This window comes from Haladaptatus sp. T7 (assembly GCF_026008575.1).
Lineage (GTDB): Archaea > Halobacteriota > Halobacteria > Halobacteriales > Haladaptataceae > Haladaptatus > Haladaptatus paucihalophilus.
This window is the reverse complement of sequence record NZ_BROP01000001.1, coordinates 883,275-897,276: the sequence shown is the minus strand read 5'-3', so window position 1 is coordinate 897,276 and position 14,002 is coordinate 883,275. Positions and strand designations below refer to the sequence as shown.

At 63.3% G+C, this 14,002-nt stretch carries 16 protein-coding genes and 1 tRNA gene; 11 read left to right on the top strand and 6 right to left on the bottom strand.

Annotation, left to right across the window (positions count from 1 at the left end):
* Positions 1–47 precede the first annotated feature (47 nt).
* Complete coding sequence (locus OPC11_RS04945; protein WP_264781184.1) at positions 48–1,184, top strand: hypothetical protein; 1,137 nt, start codon at positions 48–50, stop codon at positions 1,182–1,184.
* On the opposite strand, the gene carB is transcribed toward OPC11_RS04945, so the two are convergent.
* Entirely contained in the window at positions 1,181–4,318 is a 3,138-nt protein-coding gene (gene carB, locus OPC11_RS04940) for a carbamoyl-phosphate synthase large subunit (protein ID WP_264781183.1), read from the bottom strand. The two genes, OPC11_RS04945 and carB, sit on opposite strands and share 4 nt — an antisense overlap.
* A gap of 289 nt (positions 4,319–4,607) precedes the next feature.
* Here carB and OPC11_RS04935 point away from each other — a divergent pair, with 289 nt between their 5' ends.
* Both OPC11_RS04935 and OPC11_RS04930 read left to right on the top strand, forming a co-directional pair.
* The gene (locus OPC11_RS04935) at positions 4,608–5,165 is read left to right on the top strand and encodes an FxsA family protein (RefSeq protein WP_264781182.1); all 558 of its coding nucleotides are present in this window, start codon (positions 4,608–4,610) and stop codon (positions 5,163–5,165) included.
* A gap of 36 nt (positions 5,166–5,201) precedes the next feature.
* Positions 5,202–5,275, top strand: a tRNA-Ile gene (locus tag OPC11_RS04930).
* A gap of 260 nt (positions 5,276–5,535) precedes the next feature.
* On the opposite strand, the gene OPC11_RS04925 is transcribed toward OPC11_RS04930, so the two are convergent.
* From OPC11_RS04925 to OPC11_RS04915, 3 genes are all read right to left on the bottom strand, one after another.
* Positions 5,536–5,733, bottom strand: a complete 198-nt coding sequence (locus tag OPC11_RS04925) for a hypothetical protein (RefSeq protein ID WP_264781181.1) — start codon at positions 5,731–5,733, stop codon at positions 5,536–5,538.
* 144 nt (positions 5,734–5,877) lie between these two features.
* Positions 5,878–6,009 carry a hypothetical protein gene (locus OPC11_RS04920; protein WP_007976896.1) on the bottom strand — a complete coding sequence of 44 codons (132 nt, stop codon included), beginning with the start codon at positions 6,007–6,009 and terminating at the stop codon, positions 5,878–5,880.
* Between the two features lie 76 nt (positions 6,010–6,085).
* Entirely contained in the window at positions 6,086–6,211 is a 126-nt protein-coding gene (locus OPC11_RS04915; protein WP_264781180.1) for a hypothetical protein, read from the bottom strand.
* 49 nt (positions 6,212–6,260) lie between these two features.
* On the opposite strand from OPC11_RS04915, the gene OPC11_RS04910 reads away from it, so the two are divergent.
* From OPC11_RS04910 to OPC11_RS04895, 4 genes are all read left to right on the top strand, one after another.
* Positions 6,261–7,580 (top strand): cytochrome P450, encoded by a 1,320-nt coding sequence (locus OPC11_RS04910; RefSeq protein ID WP_264781179.1) that lies wholly within the window; start codon positions 6,261–6,263, stop codon positions 7,578–7,580.
* 118 nt (positions 7,581–7,698) lie between these two features.
* Positions 7,699–7,911 (top strand): hypothetical protein, encoded by a 213-nt coding sequence (locus tag OPC11_RS04905; RefSeq protein ID WP_018128813.1) that lies wholly within the window; start codon positions 7,699–7,701, stop codon positions 7,909–7,911.
* 41 nt (positions 7,912–7,952) lie between these two features.
* Positions 7,953–8,213: a hypothetical protein gene (locus OPC11_RS04900; RefSeq protein WP_007976904.1), complete on the top strand. Its 261-nt coding sequence runs from the start codon at positions 7,953–7,955 to the stop codon at positions 8,211–8,213.
* A gap of 39 nt (positions 8,214–8,252) precedes the next feature.
* Complete coding sequence (locus OPC11_RS04895; protein WP_026177782.1) at positions 8,253–8,771, top strand: peptidylprolyl isomerase; 519 nt, start codon at positions 8,253–8,255, stop codon at positions 8,769–8,771.
* Between the two features lie 76 nt (positions 8,772–8,847).
* On the opposite strand, the gene OPC11_RS04890 is transcribed toward OPC11_RS04895, so the two are convergent.
* Positions 8,848–9,036, bottom strand: coding sequence for a hypothetical protein (locus OPC11_RS04890; protein WP_264781178.1), 189 nt, complete (start codon positions 9,034–9,036; stop codon positions 8,848–8,850).
* A 381-nt stretch (positions 9,037–9,417) separates the two neighbouring features.
* Between OPC11_RS04890 and OPC11_RS04885 the strand changes: the two genes are divergently transcribed.
* The gene (locus OPC11_RS04885; RefSeq protein WP_264781177.1) at positions 9,418–11,058 is read left to right on the top strand and encodes a DUF255 domain-containing protein; all 1,641 of its coding nucleotides are present in this window, start codon (positions 9,418–9,420) and stop codon (positions 11,056–11,058) included.
* An 89-nt stretch (positions 11,059–11,147) separates the two neighbouring features.
* The gene (locus OPC11_RS04880) at positions 11,148–11,954 is read left to right on the top strand and encodes a helix-turn-helix domain-containing protein (RefSeq protein ID WP_007976913.1); all 807 of its coding nucleotides are present in this window, start codon (positions 11,148–11,150) and stop codon (positions 11,952–11,954) included.
* Positions 11,955–11,956: 2 nt separating this feature from the next.
* Here the strand turns inward: OPC11_RS04880 and OPC11_RS04875 are convergent, their stop codons facing one another.
* Entirely contained in the window at positions 11,957–12,610 is a 654-nt protein-coding gene (locus OPC11_RS04875) for a molybdenum cofactor synthesis domain-containing protein (RefSeq protein WP_264781176.1), read from the bottom strand.
* 87 nt (positions 12,611–12,697) lie between these two features.
* Between OPC11_RS04875 and OPC11_RS04870 the strand changes: the two genes are divergently transcribed.
* Complete coding sequence (locus OPC11_RS04870; RefSeq protein ID WP_007976917.1) at positions 12,698–13,738, top strand: zinc-binding dehydrogenase; 1,041 nt, start codon at positions 12,698–12,700, stop codon at positions 13,736–13,738.
* Positions 13,738–13,944, top strand: coding sequence for a hypothetical protein (locus OPC11_RS04865; protein WP_007976919.1), 207 nt, complete (start codon positions 13,738–13,740; stop codon positions 13,942–13,944). The genes OPC11_RS04870 and OPC11_RS04865 overlap by 1 nt, the downstream gene beginning before the upstream one ends.
* Positions 13,945–14,002: the final 58 nt, after the last annotated feature.

The window sequence follows — 14,002 nt, the reverse complement described above, 5'->3', positions numbered from 1 at the left end:
TCTAGATTAATTATTTATTATTGCACTCTATTAAATAATTTGCAGCTATGAAGAGAAGCTACAACGGAGATACGGACGGAACGCAACCGGACAGGCGGGCAATTCTCAAAACCGGCGCGCTCGGACTGACGAGCATCGTCGGTGGGACCGGTCTTGCCAGTGCGGTATCGAACGGGAAATCGCCTCGCGGAAGCGACGTTCAGACGGTAACAGCATCCTGCGGAGCGGCGATTTCCGAAGCGCAGCGGCGTGAGGCCCAGCGACGTGCTGTCCGCGATTTCGAACGAAGGAACGGATATTCCCCGGACGCAATTCCGGCGAGCGAGCAACGGTCGAACGGCGGTGAGGTGGTCGCGTACGCCTACGGTTTCGACGCGAACGGCGTCGCCCGTTCGTACGTCGGCATCGCTGGCGAGGATACGACGACGCCCAAAGCGCAATCGGGACGGGCCGAAGCGCTGATTCACAAACGATTCGACTCCCGGGTCGCCGAACTTTCATCGGCTATCGAGGCGTCCGAACGACGGGCCACGACGATGGCTGGCGGAACCGTGTCCGGGACGGACAACATGCAGCAGACCTATTCGCAGAAACTCGAATACGCGAAGGACCCGTACGGCGTCGCCGGGGCGACGTTTTACTGGTTCGAAGACACCCTCGACAGCACGGACGGAGACGTTCACTCGTTCCATTCCCCCGCGGGATTCGAACCGGGGACGCAGGCGTTCGGGTCCGGCTACGAAAACGAGTGGGGACGGGTGTTTCACCGATGGAACAAGAGCGAGATGGGGAACACCGACGTCGACTACGGCCAGTGGAAACCCTACGGAACCCAAGGCGGTTCCTCGTCGACGGCGTACTCCCTCAGCGTGACCGCAGGGTGGATGACCGCGCAGGTTTCGGCCGGTATCTCGTGGTCGTACTCCCAACCGAACGTCGAAGTCGTGGACGAGTCTTCGGCCTACAACGAGTACAACCAATGGCAGTTGAAGGTCAACGGCGGCGACGACACCCGCGAAAACTTCGTCGGCTTCCAGCCGTCGAGCGCGGCGTCGATGAACTGGTACGACCCGGAGATGGACCGCAGGAACATCTGTGAAAACGAGGTGAAAGGCCAGTTCATCGACGACGGTTCGTCACACTGGCTCAGTTCGACGAGTATGTTCTACAAGGTTCCCGCCTAACGACCCCACTCGCGCTCGACCTTCGGCCTGTCGCCGACCGACTGCACGCAAATCGGTTCGTCGCGCGCGCCGAGCGCTTCGACCGCCGCCGTCGCGCTGGCGGCGGTCGTGAAGTACGTGATATCCTCCTCGACGGCCATCTCCAATGCCTCGCGGTCGTCGCTCACGAGGAGGTCGATTTTGCCTTCCCGGACCGCCTTCGCGGTGTCCTCGAACTCGGCGAGTTCGTAGTAGTCGCCGAAGCCGTCCACGTCGAGTTCGACGACCGCGACGCCCTCCGTCGGAAGCGCGTTCGAGGCGGCGGATTGGGCCTTCTCGTAGGCCTTGCCGAACGAGTCGGCGGTGCCCATCACTTCACCCGTCGATTTCATCTCCGGGCCGAGGCGCGGGTCGGACCCGGAGAGGCGGTCGAACGGGAGGACGACCTCTTTCACGCTCGTCTGCTCGGGAATCTGTTCGGCGGCATCGAGGTCAGCAAGCGTCTCCCCGGCCATCACCTTCGCCGCGAGTTTCGCTATCGGGACGCCCGTCGCCTTCGAGACGAACGGAACCGTCCGCGAGGAACGCGGGTTGGCTTCGAGGACGTAGACCGTTCCGTCCTGAACGGCCAACTGGACGTTGAGCAGCCCGACCGTGTCGAGGGCGCGGGCGATGTCTTCAGTCACGTCACGGACGCGAGAGAGCGTCTCCTCGGACAGCGAGCGAGTCGGAATCATGCAGGCCGAGTCACCCGAGTGGACGCCCGCGCTCTCGACGTGCTCCATGATGCCGCCGATGACGATGTTCTCGCCGTCGGAAACGGCGTCCACGTCCAGTTCCACCGCGTCGGCGAGGAACTCGTCCACGAGGATGGGTTTGTCGGGCGAGACGCGGACCGCCTCCTCGATGTACTCCGTGAGTTCGTCGTCGTCGTACACGATGTCCATCGCGCGGCCACCGAGGACGTAGGACGGACGCACGAGGACGGGGTAGCCGATGTCGTGCGCGAGTTCGAGGGCTTCCTCCTCGCTCGTCGCGCTCCCGCCGGTCGGCTGTTCGATTCCCAAGTCGTCCATCAGGCGGTTGAAGCGGTCGCGGTCCTCCGCGAGGTCCATGGCATCCACCGTGGTGCCGAGGACCTTGCAGTCGAGGTCCCGGCGTTCGAGTTCTTCCTCCAGCGGGTGACCGATATCGACCGAGGTCTGACCGCCGAACTGGACCATCACGCCGTCGGCGTTCGTCGCCTCGATGACGTCGGCGACCTCTTCCGCCGTTATCGGTTCGAAGAACAGGCCGTCGGAGGTGTCGTAGTCCGTCGAAACCGTCTCCGGATTGTTGTTCACGACGTGGGCCTCGATGCCCATCTCGCGGAGCGCGCGGACCGCGTGGACCGAACAGTAGTCGAACTCGACGCCCTGCCCGATGCGAATCGGGCCGCCGCCGACGACCACGACGCTCTCCACGTCGGGATTCACCTGCAGTTCGTCGTTGCCGAACACGTTCGTCTCGCGGGCGGACCGCGCGGAGTAGTAGTACGGCGTCGAGGCGGCGAACTCGCCCGCACAGGTATCGACCTGCTTGAACGAGCGCTCGGGTGCGGCCGTCTCGACCGACCCGACGTCGGCACCGGCCATCGCCGCGACCTCCTGGTTCGTGAACCCTTTCTCGGCCGCCGGGGCGAACTCGCCGTCCTGTGCGGCCTCGACCGATTCCGCGATGCGGCCGTAGCGCTCGACGTACCACGATTCGATGCCGGTCAGGTCCGCGACCTGTTCGGCGGTGTAGCCGCGCTCGAACGCCTCGAACATGGCGTACGGGCGGTCGGGGCTCGGCCGTTCGAGATAGTGGGTTTCGAGTTCGTCGTCGGAAATTTCGTCCCACTCCGCGTCGGGTTCGTACTCGGAACTGCGGAGGGCTTTGAGGAGGCTCTCCTCGAAGGTGCGCCCGATGGCCATCGCCTCGCCGGTCGATTTCATCGCGGTGCTGAGTTCGAAGTCCACGTCGTCGAACTTGTCCTTGGGCCAGCGCGGAACCTTCGTCACCACGTAGTCGATGGCGGGTTCGAACGCGGCCGTGGTTTCGCCCGTGATCTCGTTCTCGATTTCGTGCAGGCGCTTACCGAGCGCGACCTTCGCCGTGACGCGGGCGATGGGGTAGCCCGTCGCCTTGGAGGCCAGCGCCGAGGAACGCGAGACGCGCGGGTTCACTTCGACGACGCGGTACTCGCCGCCGGGCGTGCCGTCGTCGTGCCACGCGAACTGGATATTACACCCGCCCTGAATCCCCAAATCGCGGATGACTTCGAGGGCCACGTCGCGCATCTCTTGGTGTCCCTCGTCGGGGATGACCTGCGAGGGCGTGACGACGGTGGACTCGCCCGTGTGAATCCCCATCGGGTCGAGGTTCTCCATGTTGCAGATGATGATACACGAGTCGTCGGCGTCGCGCATCACCTCGTACTCCAGTTCGACCCATCCCTCGATGGATTCCGTGATGAGCACCTCGTTGTTGCGCGAGAGGCGCAGCCCCTTCCGCACGCGCTCTTTCAGTTCGTCCATCTCGTGGACGACGCCGGACCCGGACCCGCCGAGGGTGTAGGTCGTCCGCGAGATGACGGGGAGGCCGCCGACCGTTTCCACTGCTTCCTCGACTCGTTCACCCAGCGCGTCCTCGTCCAACTCCGTGACCGATTCGCCCTCGTCGAGCGTGATGGTCGTCGAACGCGGCATCGGTTGGCCCAAGTCCTGCATCCGCTCGCGGAAGAGGTCGCGGTCTTCGGTGGCGTAGATGGTGTCGAGGGGCGTTCCCATTATCTCCACGTCGTACTCGTCGAGGATGCCCTCCTCGCTGAGTTCGGCGGTGACGTTCAGTCCCGTCTGTCCACCAAGTCCGGCGATAACGCCGTCCGGGCGCTCCTTCCGGATGATTTCGGCGATGGCGTCCGTCGTGATGGGTTCGATGTACACCTCGTCGGCCATCTCCGGGTCGGTCATGATGGTCGCCGGGTTGGAGTTCACGAGAACGACTCGCGCCCCCTCTTCCTGTAGCGCGCGGCAGGCCTGTGCGCCGGAGTAGTCGAACTCCGCTGCCTGCCCTATTTGGATGGGTCCGCTTCCGATGAGCAAAATCGTCCTGTCCTCGGTGTCCTCACTCATGGCTGTTATCGATGTGAAGTTCGTACATCGTAATAAGCCCCACGAATCATTACGAGGTACGAAACTGAATTTCGAATTTCGGAAATCCACGAGCAGATTTGCGTTGTTCGAGAGGATTCCGGGGATTACAGGACGGAAAGCGGGGGGCGGAGCCCAGAACTGAACGAAAGAACAATTGTCGTGGGCGCAATCGGCGTTTCAGCAGGGGATTTTTCCTTCCTCACGTTCGCCTCTTCGAGTACATATCTGCAGGTAAAGGGTTTTACAGCCTGAACCACTACGTCGAATCATGTGGAAACGGTTGCTGGCGCTGTTGCTGTTGATACCGTTACTCGACGGGCTGTTCCTCATCTTCGTCGCCTCGCAGATCGGCTGGATGATCACCGTCGCGCTCGTCGTACTGACCGCCCTCATCGGCATGATGCTCGTCCGCGCCGAAGGGAGACACACCATCAGACGGATTCAAACCGACCTCGCACGCGGGGACGCCCCGACGAACCGAATCATCGACGGCGGCTTCCTGCTCGTCTCGGGTGCCTTCCTGCTCACGCCCGGTCTCATCACGGACACGCTCGGGTTCCTGTTCGCGCTCCCGCCCACGCGTGCGGTGTTCCGTACGGTGGCGAAAAAGTGGGTCATCACGCCCTACCTCGACAAGCAGACCGGCGGGTTCGCCACGGGCAACGTCTACACCTTCGGCTTCCCCAACGGCGGCAACGTCACCGGAACCGGAAATTCGGGCAACACGACCTCCTCGACCGGCTCCGGTGGTGACACGTACCGGGTGGATTCGGACGCCTATGATATCGATTTCGATGACGACTCGGAGGAGAAAGGAAACCCTTAAAACTCACAACCGGCAACGAGTAAATGCGTCCAACCGGGGCCAATAGCTCAGTTAGGTTGAGCGCTCGGCTGATAACCGGGAGGTCCGCGGTTCAAATCCGCGTTGGCCCATCCCAATTTCACTCGGTCTTTGACCGATCGAAAACGGGGCGCAACCTCCCCAGCCAACTAATCTTACGGTACTCACATTCTACAGCGATCCGCTTCTCGTGTGACGTTGAACTTGTTTCCCGACGGCTATTTACGCCTTCTGGCGATTTCCATAGCCAGAGGTGGTCGCTGTGAACTCCTTCCCGAAACCGACGGGTCGTTCGATCTATCGACGTGTGCAAAAATACACGGTTTATCTTCTACTTCACGCTCTTGTCCGATTACGCAGCCGTCGTTTCGTCTTCGAGTTCGGTTTCCGCCGCACTCCGACGACTGGATACCCACGTGCTCAGGGCCACTGACACCCCGGTCAAGATGCCGATCCGCGTCCCGAGTTCTTTCTCGCCGACGACACGCGCGGCGGCTGTTGCGACGATGAATGCTACGAAACCGCTCAGAAGGCTCTTTTTCAGGGCCATGTGCCCACTACCTCAGGTAGATAAAAGGTCCCATCGATTGAGCATTGGACGGAGAACCCGTGAACGGGACTCGTGATTTCTGGAGGGACGACGAGCCTTCGAGAGTTCTCTCTCGCGGTTCGATTCTCCACCACTTTACGACCGTCAGCAACTGCTTCGGCTCTTCTGCACTTTCCGTACCACCCAGACGAACGAGATGACCGCCACCCCCGTCAGCAGGTGTTTCGCAAGTCCGCGCCAATTCGGATAGTCGGTTTCCGCCCCTTCGTTCTCCATGGGTTCTCGTCGGGAGAGTCACTGAAATCGGTTGTGGCGCTCGGTCCGTTCTTCGAAAACTCGGAAGAAACCGCCGTCAGTCGAATTCCAGTCCCCGCTCTCGCTCCCGCCCTCGTCGCGCTGTCACGTCCCCGACCGTCTCGTTCTCCAACAGCAGGTCCACCCGCCGTTCGAACTTCCCACTAGAATTTATAAAAATCATGCCACTCGTTCGGGCGCAGGTTCTTAGCGCGTGCGACCCAATCACAACCATGGCGAACCGGGTACCATCGGGACCGGAGGGGGTACCGTTTCTGGGGTCGAGCCTGCAGTACGCGGACGACCCGCTGGGGTTCATGGAGCGCGTCGCACGCGAGTACGGCGACGTGGCCCGCATCGACGTGTACGGGACGGAGGTCTACCAGGTGACCGACCCGGCGGCCATCCGACGCGTCCTCGTGACGAACGCCGCGAACTACCGCAAGCCGAGTCTGGGCGGCGACGAGGGACTCGGTGGTCTCCTCGGCGACGGTCTGCTGACCAGCGACGGCGACCACTGGCAGCGTCAGCGTAAGGCCATGCAACCGTCCTTCTACGGCGAGAAACTGGACGAGTACGGGGAGATAATCGTCCGCGATACGACCGAGTTGGCCGACTCGTTTTCCGACGGCGAGCACACCGACATCCACGCCGAGATGTCGGAACTCACCCTCAGAATCGTCGTCGAGAGCCTGCTCGGCGCTCGAATCGACGGGATGGAACGCGCGATTCGGGAAGCCCTGATGGAAGTCGGCGAGCGCTTCCAACCCGGTCCGCAGGGATTCGTCCCCGAGGAGATACCGACGCCGCGAAATGTGCGGTATCGCCGCGCCGTTGATAGATTGGACCGAATCCTTCGGGAGATTCGCCGCCAACACGAGCACACCGGCGACGAGGACGACCTGCTCGGCGTGTTGCTCGACCGACGCGACGATGGAGCGCTCTCCGACGAGAGCGTCCGCAACGAGATGATGACGATGTTGCTCGCTGGACACGACACGACGGCCTTGACGCTCACGTACGCGTGGTATCTGCTCTCGAAACACCCCGAGGTCGCGGAGCGATTTCACGACGAACTCGATTCGGTGGTGGAGGGGACGCCGACGGTCGCCGACCTCGCGGACCTCGATTACCTCGACGACATCGTGACGGAGACGCTGCGACTGTATCCGCCCGCCTACGTCGTCTACCGGCAGGCGGCAGCGGCGGACGAACTCGCCGGATTCCACGTCCCGGCGGACACCATCGTCTCCACGCCGCAGTGGGTCGTCCACCACGACGAGCGGTTTTTCTCCGACCCGTGGGAATTCCGCCCCGAGCGTTGGACGGACGAGTTCCGCCGCGACCTCCCGCCGTTCGCTTACTTCCCGTTCGGCGGCGGCCCGCGCAAGTGTATCGGCGACGGCTTCGCCATGCGCGAGGCGAAACTCGTGCTGGCGACGCTCGGCACGCGATTCGAGTTCGACCTCGTTTCCACCGCGCCGTTGGACCTCGTTCCGCTCGTCACCTTGCACCCGGCAAATCCGGTCGAGGTGACGGTGCGAGCGCGGTAGACCGTTCCTCTTTCAGTCCATCTCCCGGACGACATCGACAAGTGACACGTGTGCAGTCGCTTACCTCTCGGCGGGCAAAACCGTGCGATTCACGCAAGTGGAGGACGAAGCCGGTGGTATGAGCACAGGGAACGCCGCGAAGAAGGTTCGGTTCGGCCTGGCGATGGCGCTCGGCGTCATCGTGCCGGGCATGCTGAAATACGTCCTGACCCAGAGCGGATACGGTCTACTCGGGTCCGTGATCTTCTACACCGGTTATCTCTCGGCCGCCGTCGTAATCTGGTACGTCTGGATCAGACCGCTGGAGTTGACCGGTTCGAGCGGGGCATAGCGGAAGTTTAAAGGAGAACTCACACCGACTTTCGGACAGGAATGTTCGAGTTCGTCCCATTACCGCTCGTCGACGACTTCCTTCTCAAAATCAACGTCGGAGACGCGATTTTCGCGCTGTTCGCGGTTTCGCTCGTGGCTTCGATTCCGCTGAAGTCACGGAAAGTACTCTCGCTGAACTCGATTCTGTTCGGCATTCTGTTCCTCCTCATCGTGTCGATGGGGGCACCGGCCACGTACGCCTATCTCGGCGTCGTGTTGCTGGTCATCGCGCCCCTGCTGTACACGACGGCCGGTCGATAGATAGAACGTCTTTTTTCCTTGGAGGCCGACCGTTCGGACATGGCAGACGACCTAACGGCCACGCTTCACACGAATCACGGCGACATCGAGGTTCGACTGTTCGACGAACGCGCACCCCGCACCGTCGGAAACTTCGTCGGTCTGGCGACCGGCGAGCGCGAATGGACGGACCCGCAGTCGGGCGACCGAATGACCGACCAACCGCTCTACGACGACGTACTCTTCCACCGCGTCATCGACGGCTTCATGATTCAGGGCGGCGACCCGACCGGAACCGGCCGCGGCGGTCCCGGCTACCAGTTCGACGACGAGTTCCACCCCGAACTCTCCCACGACGGTCCGGGCATCCTCTCGATGGCGAACTCCGGCCCGAACACCAACGGTTCGCAGTTCTTCATCACGCTCGACGCTCAACCGCACCTCGACAACCGCCACGCCGTGTTCGGTGAGGTCATCGACGGCATGGACGTCGTCGAAGAGATCGGCAACGTTGATACGAACCCGCAGGACAAACCGCTCGACGATGTGGTTCTCGAATCCGTCGAGATTCACGACTGAGCGCCGACGCGAACGGTTCGTTTTTTCTCGCTATCGACGAGTGGCGGTTCTCGGACTCGAATCGACGGTTCTCAAATCATCGGTTCTCAGATCGACGCGTTGTCGAGGACGATTTCGACCAGCGCGAGGCAGACGAGAGCAGTCCCGCGAGAACGCCGCTTTCTGTAAAACCGTAGTGGAACGGGTACACCCACAGGGAGAAGAAGAGGAGGGCACCGACGACGAGAAGGCACGCGCCGAGCAGGTGTTTCGCTTTCGGACCCATATTCGAAACGACGTGTCGAGTTTCTACATGTTTTTGCCCACGAACGGAGAATCCGTGCTGTTCGTCTTCTCGGTGGAATCCCGAAAATCGTTCATTTTCGACCGTTCGCCGCCGAGGGTTTCGACACGACGACCGGTTTTCACCACGATTGCTAGGGTCCACGACCGCACCGCATGCGGATGGGCGGCCGGAACCGCACGGCCGCCCATCCTCGGCGCCCCCGTTCCTTCCCCGGGCGTGGTCGCGGTGCGTTCACATCGAACGCGCCGCGACCACCGCGCGTCCCGTTGGCCGGACGGCTATCGATTTGCGGCAGTTTGTCCCCTTCCGTCGGCATGCCGATTCCGAAACCACTTCCGTCGTTCGACGCCAAGCCTCGCCATGGACGACTCTGCGGAACGGACGAAAGTCGAGTGGCGCGAGTGGGGTGACGCGGCGTTCGAGGAGGCGCGGGAGGAAGACAAACCCGTCCTGCTCTCGCTGTCGGCGCGCTGGTGTTCGTGGTGCCACGAGATGGACGAGACGACCTACGCGCTGCCGACGCTGGCGGCGAACGTCAACGACTCATTCATTCCGGTTCGGGCCGACATCGACCGTCAGCCGCGCGTCAGGGAGCGATACAACATGGGCGGCTTCCCGACGACGGTGTTCCTCACGCCCGAAGGCGAACACTTGACCGGTGCGACGTTCCTCGACGCGAACACCATGCGCCAGGTCGTCGGACAGGTACGGGACCTCTGGAAGCACAAGGGACGCGAGGCGTCGCAAGTCCCGCGAACCGTCCGCGACCAGAACCCCCCAGCGGGCGAGGTCACGGACGAAATCGAGCGTCTGCTGGTCGGTCAGGTGGAAGACCGGTTCGACCCGACCAACGGCGGTTGGGGAGACGACGCGAAGTTCCCGCTTCCACGGACCGTCGAGTTCGCGCTGAAACGGGACCGGAAGCGCGCGCTCGCCACGCTCTCGCCCATCACGGCGAACCTCTACGACGACTACGAGGGCGGCTTCTTCCGATACGCCGGAACCCGCGAGTGGAACGACGTTCACCGCGAGAAGATGCTCGACGTGAACGCCGCGCTGTTGCGCGCCTACGCGAACGCCTACCTGTACACGGGCGAGGAACGCTACCGCGACCCCGCCGCGAAGACCGTCGAGTACCTGACGACGACGCTCTGGGAGGGCGACGCCTTCGGCGGCAGCCAGCGACCCGGCGACGGCTACTACGAGGGCGACGCGAGCGACCGTGAGAGCCGGGAAGCCCCGGCGGTCGATTTCACGGCCTTCGCCGACCGGAACGCGCTCGCCGCCGACGCCCTGCTCACCTACACCTCCTATACGGACGACGAACACGCCCGCCGCTACGCCGAGCGGACCCTCGATTTCCTCGCATCGTACGTCGAGGACGGCGCGGTCGTCCACTACCGCGACGGCGACGAGGAGGGCGAGCGGGGCCTGCTCGCCGACCAAGCCACCGTGATTCGAGCGTTCGTCACCGCCGCGCAAGTGCTCGGGGATGAGGAGGGCTATCTCGACATTGCCCGCTCCGTCGCCGACCACGCCATCGACACGCTACAGACGGACGACGGCGCGTTCATCGACGGGCCGGAGGAGGGACCGGGCCTGCTCGACCGGTCGCTCCGCCCCGTGGACGACAACGCCGCAATCGCGGACGCGCTGGTCGATTTGGCCATGCTGACGGGCGAGGAAGCGTACGAAGACGCGGCACGGGACGCCATCGGCGCGTTCGCCGGTGCGGCGGACAGAATCGGCGTGCAGGTGGCTGGCTACGCAACCGCCGCGTCTCGGCTGTGTCGTCCGCCCCTGCGAGTCGTCGTCGCCACCGAACCGGGTTCGAACCTGCATCGCGCCGCGCTTCGTCTCGCCGACCACGAGAAGGTGGTCGTGCTCGCCCCCGACGGCGAGTACGAGCGGGGCACCGCCCGCCTCGTCGATGGCGAAACGGTCTCGGACGCGGCGACGTCGCCCGCGGAGTTGAGTGAACTTGCGGCGAGTTTCTTCTGAACTGATCGTGAGAAAATAAGCGGGCATTCGGTCGAACGTCCGGAAAACGCACGTAGCGTTTTTATACTGTCGCCCTAATGTCACCAGATATGGCAAATCTCCGCGATTTGGGTCTCTCCGAATACGAAGCTCGCGCGTACCGGGCGCTGTTGAACACCGGCCCGACGACGGCGAAGGACCTCTCCCGTGTGAGCGACGTTCCGATGGGGCGGATTTACGACGTTCTCAACAGTTTGGAGACGCACAATCTCGTCCGGAGTCAGAGCGCGAGCCGTCCGAAGAAGTACGTCGCGGTCGAACCCAGCACCGCACTCGACCGACTGCTGGACGACAAGCTGGACGAACTGAACGCCAAGGCGAACCAGTACGAAGATATCGTCGACGAGTTGAGCACCGAACTGGACGCCGTTGAGCCACCCATCGAGGAGGGGTTCTGGACGGCGGCGGTCGGCGCGGACGACTCGCTCGAACTGCTCATCGAGCGGTTGGACGCCGCGGAGCGTCGCATCGACATGGTTGCCGGGCGCGTCTCGCCGACGTTCGATATCGGAAATATCGGCGATACCGTTACCGAGCACCTCGAACGAGCGTTGGATCGCGGGGTGGACGTGTCCGTCCTCATGTCGCCAGAACTCGTCAGCACGCTCCCCGAGAGCGTCGGACAGCGATACGCATCGACCCTCTCCGACCATCCGCAGTTTTCGGTTCGGACGACGCCGGAAATCGACGGCACGTTCAACCTCATCGACGACATCGAGGTGTGCATCGAGGTTGCGAATCCCCTCTCACCCGGCGAGGCGTTCGCCATGATAGACCTCAAAGACCCCGAGTTCGCGGCGAACGTCAACAGCCAGTTCTCCTCGCGGTGGGAGACGGCGGAACCGCTCCACTTTTGATATCACTCGCGGCGCGCGAGACCGGCGAGGTGGCCCGCCTCTTCGAGAATGATTTCGGACACGCCGAGTCGAACCGCGTTCTCGCTCCCGGGGAGACAACAGACCACGACGCCGTTCGCGACGCCCGCGGTCGCTCGCGTCCCGACGATCTTCGTCCCGATGTCGTCGTAGGAGAGCCGCCGGAACAGTTCGCCGAAACCGGGTAGCTCCTTCTCGAGCAGCGGGCGAACGGCCTCTACCGTCACGTCGTCCGGCGTGACTCCGGTGCCGCCGGTCGTGACGACGACGCCCACGTCGTCGCGCCCGACGATGTTGTGTACCGTCTTCTGCACCCCGTCGTGATCGTCGGCGACGAGTTCCCGCGTCACGACGTCGTGTCCCGCATCCTCGACGAGTTCCGCGATGGCGTCGCCCGCCGGGTCGTCGTCCACGGACCGCGACGAGGAGACGGTGACGACCGCGAAGCCGAGTTCGCTCACGTCGTGGCTGTGATGGTCGTGGTCGTGGTTGTGCGCGTGGTCGTGGTGGCCGTGTTCATCGTCGCTGTGGCCGTCGTGACCGTCTTCGTGGTCGTGGTGGCCGTATTCGCCCTCGTCGTGTCCAGTGTCATCGTGGCCGTCGCTGTGGTCTCCGCCGTTATCGTCGTGATTCGTCATGTCCGACTCTTGGGCGGGCCACCCCAAAAGTCCACACGAACCCCCGATTTGCACACAGTTTTGGTCTTCGCCGCCGACGGTGCAAGCATGAAGGCCGTCCAGTTCACGGAACACGGCGGAACCGAAGTCATCGAATACGGCGATTTCCCCGACCCGGAACCGGAACGCGACGAGGTTCTCGTCGACGTGAAGGCGGGCGCGCTGAACCACTTGGACGTGTGGACGCGCCGCGGACTGCCCGGAATCACCCTCGACATGCCGCACATCCCCGGCAGCGACGGGGCGGGCGAGGTCGTGGACGTCGGCGAAGACGTGACGCGCTTCGAACCCGGCGACCGCGTTGCGCTCTCGGCGGGCGTCAGTTGCGGGAAGTGCGAGTTCTGCCGCCACGGCGAGCACTCGATGTGCGTCAACTACCACATCATCGGCGAACACGTCCGCGGCGTTCACAGCGAACTCGCCGCCGTCCCCGAGGACAACCTGCTTTCGGTTCCCGAGGGCGTCTCGTGGGAGACGGCCGCGGCGGCCCCGCTCGTCTTCCAGACCGCGTGGCGGATGCTCATCACGCGCGCCGACGTCACGTCGGGCGAACACGTTCTCGTCCTCGGCGCGTCCGGCGGCGTCGGCCACGCGGCGGTTCAGATCGCCGACTACGCCGGGGCGACGGTGTACGCCACGGGGAGCAGCGAGGCGAAACTCGAACACGCCCGCGAACTCGGTGCCGACCACGTTATCGACTACGAGGCAGAGGATTTCGCCTCGCAAATCCGCGAGCTGACCGGCGGACGCGGCGTCGATGTCGTCGTGGACCACATCGGCAAGGCCACGTGGCAGGATTCGCTCAAGAGTCTCGCCAAGGGCGGACGAATCGTCACCTGTGGTGCGACCACCGGAGGCCAACCGGAAACCGACATCAACCGAATCTTCTGGAACCAGCTCTCGGTCATCGGCTCGACGATGGCCAGCCTCGGCGAGGCGGACGACGTGATGGAACTCGTCTGGGACGGCACCTTCGAACCCGCGATTCGGGAGGTCCTCCCGATGAGCGAGACGGCCCGCGCCCACGAGATGCTCGAAAACCGGGAAGGCTTTGGTAAAGTGGTGGTAAAACCCGATAGCGAGTTATGATGACCGAGAACAGCGAATCGAGGGAGTTCGGACGGAGCGGGTGGATTCTGGTCGGCGTAATCGTACTGGCGTTCGTCGTTTCGCCGCTGCTCATCTACCTCAATCCGCCCTATCTGCCGTTCAAGTTCGCTTACCTCATCCTGCCGCTCATCCCGGCGCTGTTGCTCGGCGGGGTGGCGGTGTGGTCGGCCCAAAAACGGGTGTAGGTGCGACCGGACCGACCCGAACGCACGTCCCGGTGTCTCATATTGTCCGACATTTTCT

Excerpts from the sequence above, each read along its gene's own strand:
- OPC11_RS04905 (WP_018128813.1), top strand. The coding sequence starts at position 7,699 with ATGAGCACAGGGAACGCCGCGAAGAAGGTTCGGTTCGGCCTGGCGATG.
- OPC11_RS04875 (WP_264781176.1), bottom strand. The coding sequence starts at position 12,610 with ATGACGAATCACGACGATAACGGCGGAGACCACAGCGACGGCCACGAT.
- OPC11_RS04920 (WP_007976896.1), bottom strand. The coding sequence starts at position 6,009 with ATGGAGAACGAAGGGGCGGAAACCGACTATCCGAATTGGCGCGGACTT.
- OPC11_RS04865 (WP_007976919.1), top strand. The coding sequence starts at position 13,738 with ATGACCGAGAACAGCGAATCGAGGGAGTTCGGACGGAGCGGGTGGATT.
- OPC11_RS04880 (WP_007976913.1), top strand. The coding sequence starts at position 11,148 with ATGGCAAATCTCCGCGATTTGGGTCTCTCCGAATACGAAGCTCGCGCG.
- OPC11_RS04890 (WP_264781178.1), bottom strand. The coding sequence starts at position 9,036 with ATGGGTCCGAAAGCGAAACACCTGCTCGGCGCGTGCCTTCTCGTCGTC.
- OPC11_RS04870 (WP_007976917.1), top strand. The coding sequence starts at position 12,698 with ATGAAGGCCGTCCAGTTCACGGAACACGGCGGAACCGAAGTCATCGAA.
- OPC11_RS04925 (WP_264781181.1), bottom strand. The coding sequence starts at position 5,733 with ATGGCCCTGAAAAAGAGCCTTCTGAGCGGTTTCGTAGCATTCATCGTC.
- OPC11_RS04885 (WP_264781177.1), top strand. The coding sequence starts at position 9,418 with ATGGACGACTCTGCGGAACGGACGAAAGTCGAGTGGCGCGAGTGGGGT.
- OPC11_RS04935 (WP_264781182.1), top strand. The coding sequence starts at position 4,608 with ATGTGGAAACGGTTGCTGGCGCTGTTGCTGTTGATACCGTTACTCGAC.
- OPC11_RS04945 (WP_264781184.1), top strand. The coding sequence starts at position 48 with ATGAAGAGAAGCTACAACGGAGATACGGACGGAACGCAACCGGACAGG.
- OPC11_RS04900 (WP_007976904.1), top strand. The coding sequence starts at position 7,953 with ATGTTCGAGTTCGTCCCATTACCGCTCGTCGACGACTTCCTTCTCAAA.
- carB (WP_264781183.1), bottom strand. The coding sequence starts at position 4,318 with ATGAGTGAGGACACCGAGGACAGGACGATTTTGCTCATCGGAAGCGGA.
- OPC11_RS04910 (WP_264781179.1), top strand. The coding sequence starts at position 6,261 with ATGGCGAACCGGGTACCATCGGGACCGGAGGGGGTACCGTTTCTGGGG.
- OPC11_RS04895 (WP_026177782.1), top strand. The coding sequence starts at position 8,253 with ATGGCAGACGACCTAACGGCCACGCTTCACACGAATCACGGCGACATC.
- OPC11_RS04915 (WP_264781180.1), bottom strand. The coding sequence starts at position 6,211 with ATGATTTTTATAAATTCTAGTGGGAAGTTCGAACGGCGGGTGGACCTG.